This window comes from Pseudomonas sp. Irchel 3A7, from assembly GCF_900187565.1.
GTDB lineage: Bacteria > Pseudomonadota > Gammaproteobacteria > Pseudomonadales > Pseudomonadaceae > Aquipseudomonas.
Window position 1 is genome coordinate 1 of record NZ_FYED01000028.1, and the last position, 3,013, is coordinate 3,013.

Annotated in this window: 4 protein-coding genes; all 4 read left to right on the forward strand. The window is 56.7% G+C overall.

Features of this window, described 5'->3' with window-relative positions; translation table 11 throughout:
- Positions 1 to 103: 103 nt before the first annotated feature.
- The 4 genes from CKW21_RS31415 (at position 104) to CKW21_RS30180 (ending at position 2,932) form a co-directional block, all read left to right on the forward strand.
- Positions 104 to 439: a transposase gene (locus CKW21_RS31415; RefSeq protein WP_256590345.1), complete on the forward strand. Its 336-nt coding sequence runs from the start codon at positions 104 to 106 to the stop codon at positions 437 to 439.
- Positions 436 to 771 (forward strand): IS66 family insertion sequence element accessory protein TnpB, encoded by a 336-nt coding sequence (gene tnpB, locus CKW21_RS31420; RefSeq protein WP_141233053.1) that lies wholly within the window; start codon positions 436 to 438, stop codon positions 769 to 771. The genes CKW21_RS31415 and tnpB overlap by 4 nt, the downstream gene beginning before the upstream one ends.
- 81 nt (positions 772 to 852) lie before the next feature.
- On the forward strand, positions 853 to 2,403 hold the full coding sequence (locus CKW21_RS30175; protein ID WP_095197447.1) for an IS66 family transposase: 1,551 nt from the start codon (positions 853 to 855) through the stop codon (positions 2,401 to 2,403).
- A 46-nt stretch (positions 2,404 to 2,449) separates the two neighbouring features.
- Positions 2,450 to 2,932, forward strand: coding sequence for an OsmC family protein (locus tag CKW21_RS30180; protein WP_095197448.1), 483 nt, complete (start codon positions 2,450 to 2,452; stop codon positions 2,930 to 2,932).
- Positions 2,933 to 3,013 lie beyond the last annotated feature (81 nt).

Consider the following 3,013-nt stretch of genomic DNA (forward strand, 5'->3'; position numbering starts at 1 on the left):
GTATGCGTCCGGCAAAGTCATCTAGCCCGCCCTGAAAAGGCAGGACATGGTGTGCACTTAAATTTAAGTGGACACCATTTCTAGCCTTTTAAGCGGGTCTTTCATGCAGCCACAACGCCGTTCCTACTCCAAATCCTTCAAAGCTGGAGTCATTCAAGAGTGCTCCGAACCTGGCGCCTCGATTGCCAGCGTCGCGCTGGGCCACAACCTCAACGCGAACCTCGTCCATAAGTGGATTCGACTGCAATCGCAAAAAACAGTCGCCCTACAACCTGCCTTCATCCCGCTGACATTACCGTCGTCGTCAACGTCACGAACGGATATCACAGCATCCACCATCTGCCTCGAAATCCCATACCCACGCGGCACCGTCAAAGTGAACTGGCCGGCCGAAAGCGCGGCTGCCTGTGCGACCTTTCTGCGAGACCTGTTGCGATGATCCGCATCGACTCCATCTGGCTCGCCACCGAGCCTATGGACATGCGCGCCGGCACCGAAACCGCGCTGGCACGGGTGGTCGCGGTGTTTGGTGCGGCGCAGCCGCACTGCGCTTATCTGTTTGCCAACTGCCGCGCCAATCGCATTAAAGTGCTGGTGCACGATGGGCTGGGTATCTGGCTGGCGGCCCGCCGCCTGCATCAGGGCAAGTTCTTCTGGCCCGGTTCTCGGCACGGTTCGCAGCTAGAGTTGGCCGCCGAGCAACTGCATGCCCTAGTGCTGGGTCTGCCTTGGCAAAGAGTGGGGCCAGGCAACGCGATTTCCATCCTGTAATCTCTGCCACGTCCCACCTGACCGTGCAATTGTCCAATCAGCCGGTCGTCGGTTTTCGCCCGCTCTGGCAAAATCGGCGGCATGACTTCGTTCCCCAATCTCGACCACTTAACTCCTGAACAACTGCGCGCTCTGGCAGCGCAGTTGATGCAGCGTGTGGAAAGTCTCGATCAGACAGTCGAGACAATGGGCAAAAAGATCCACCGCGACCAAACGGTTATCGAGAAACTGACCCACGAGATCGCGCAGCTCAAGCGGTTGAAGTTTGCCAAGCGCAGCGAACAGTTAAATCCGCAACAGGCCAGCTTGCTGGACGATCTGATCGATACCGATATCGCGGCGATTGAGGCTGAGCTTCAGGCATTGCAAACACCTTCAACTGCGACGGAGACAAAGCAAAAGCCTAAACGCACGGCGTTGCCGCCGGAGTTTCCTCGCACGTTGATCCATCACGAACCGGACAATACTCACTGCCCATGTGGCTGCGCACTCAAGCGTATCGGTGAAGACGTCAGCGAAAAACTGGACTACACGCCTGGCGTTTTTACTGTCGAGCGCCATGTCCGTGGCAAATGGGTCTGTGATGACTGCGAAACACTGATCCAGGCGCCCGTGCCGGCACAGGTCATCGACAAGGGTATCCCGACCGCAGGGTTGCTAGCCCACGTCATGATCGCGAAGTATGCCGACCATTTGCCTCTTTACCGTCAGGAATCGATTTTTGGTCGAGCCGGTATGGCCATCCCACGTTCAACCTTGGCCCAATGGGTTGGCGTGAGCGGTGTGCAATTGCAGCCTCTGGTCGATGCGCTGCGCGAGGTGGTGATTGGGCAGCAGGTCATTCACGCCGACGAAACGCCGGTACAGATGCTCACCCCAGGTGCGAAGAAAACCCATCGCGCCTATGTCTGGGCCTACGCCACCAGCCAGTTCTGCGGAACAGCGGCAGTCGTTTACGACTTCAGCCCCAGCCGGGCTGGTGAGCACGCCCGCAACTTCCTGCAAGACTGGAAGGGCAAGCTGGTCTGCGATGATTTCGGTGGCTACAAGGCCAGTTTCGAACTCGGCGTGACCGAGATCGGCTGCATGGCCCATGCGCGGCGCAAGTTCTTCGAACTGCACGCCACCAACAAAAGCCAACTGGCCGAGCAGGCTCTTCGCTACATTCAGCTGCTGTACGAAATTGAAAGTGAGATCCGCGACCTGGAGCCGGATTTACGGCACCAAATACGGCAAGAAAAAGCCGTACCGGTGATGGATACGCTGCATGCCTGGATGATCGCCCAGCGTGATCTAGTGCACGATGGTTCGGCGATCAGCAGAGCACTGGATTACAGCATAAAACGCTGGAAGGCGCTGTCGCGCTACCTTGATGACGGAGCCGTACCCATTGACAATAATTGGGCCGAGAACCAGATCCGGCCGTGGGCACTCGGGCGCAAAAACTGGCTCTTTGCAGGGTCACTACGCAGCGGCAAACGGGCGGCGGCGATCATGAGCCTGATCCAGTCGGCGCGACTCAACGGGCATGATCCGTATGCTTATTTAAAGGACGTCCTCACTCGCCTGCCGACGCAGCGGGCCAGTGAGATTATGGAGCTGCTACCTCATCGATGGGTGCCTGCTCAATAAGTCCGCTTTTTAACGGACTTTTCGAAAACTTTCCTAGGAGGGATCAATGGTAGATAAAACGCACGAGTACGAAGTCCAGGTAACTTGGGCCGGCAACAACGGAACAGGAACGTCATCTTATCGGGGTTACAGCCGGGCGCACGTAATCGCAGCTAACGGCAAAATACCGATTGAGGGGTCGTCCGATCCCGGTTTTCGAGGAGACCCAACACGCTGGAACCCCGAGGAATTGCTCTTGGCATCCTTATCTGCGTGCCACAAGCTTTGGTACCTTGGCCTTTGTGCTGAGGCCGGGATCGTTGTGGTGGCCTACGAGGACAATGCTCAAGGAACAATGGTCGAGGAGAGCGACGGCGCTGGTCAGTTCACGTCAGTTGTTTTGAGGCCGAAAGTGATTCTGGCATCGGGGTCTGAGATCGCAAAAGCTCAGACGCTGCACAAAATGGCTCATGAGAAATGCTTCATTGCCCGTTCGGTAAACTTTCCAGTCAGCCACGCACCCGAAATATCGATAAGCCCAGACACCTAGTTAGCTAGAGATGGTGTCCGCATAGTCGGACACCCTCTCAAAGTCTACGTAGCTGACTAGATGACATTGCCGAACGCTTAC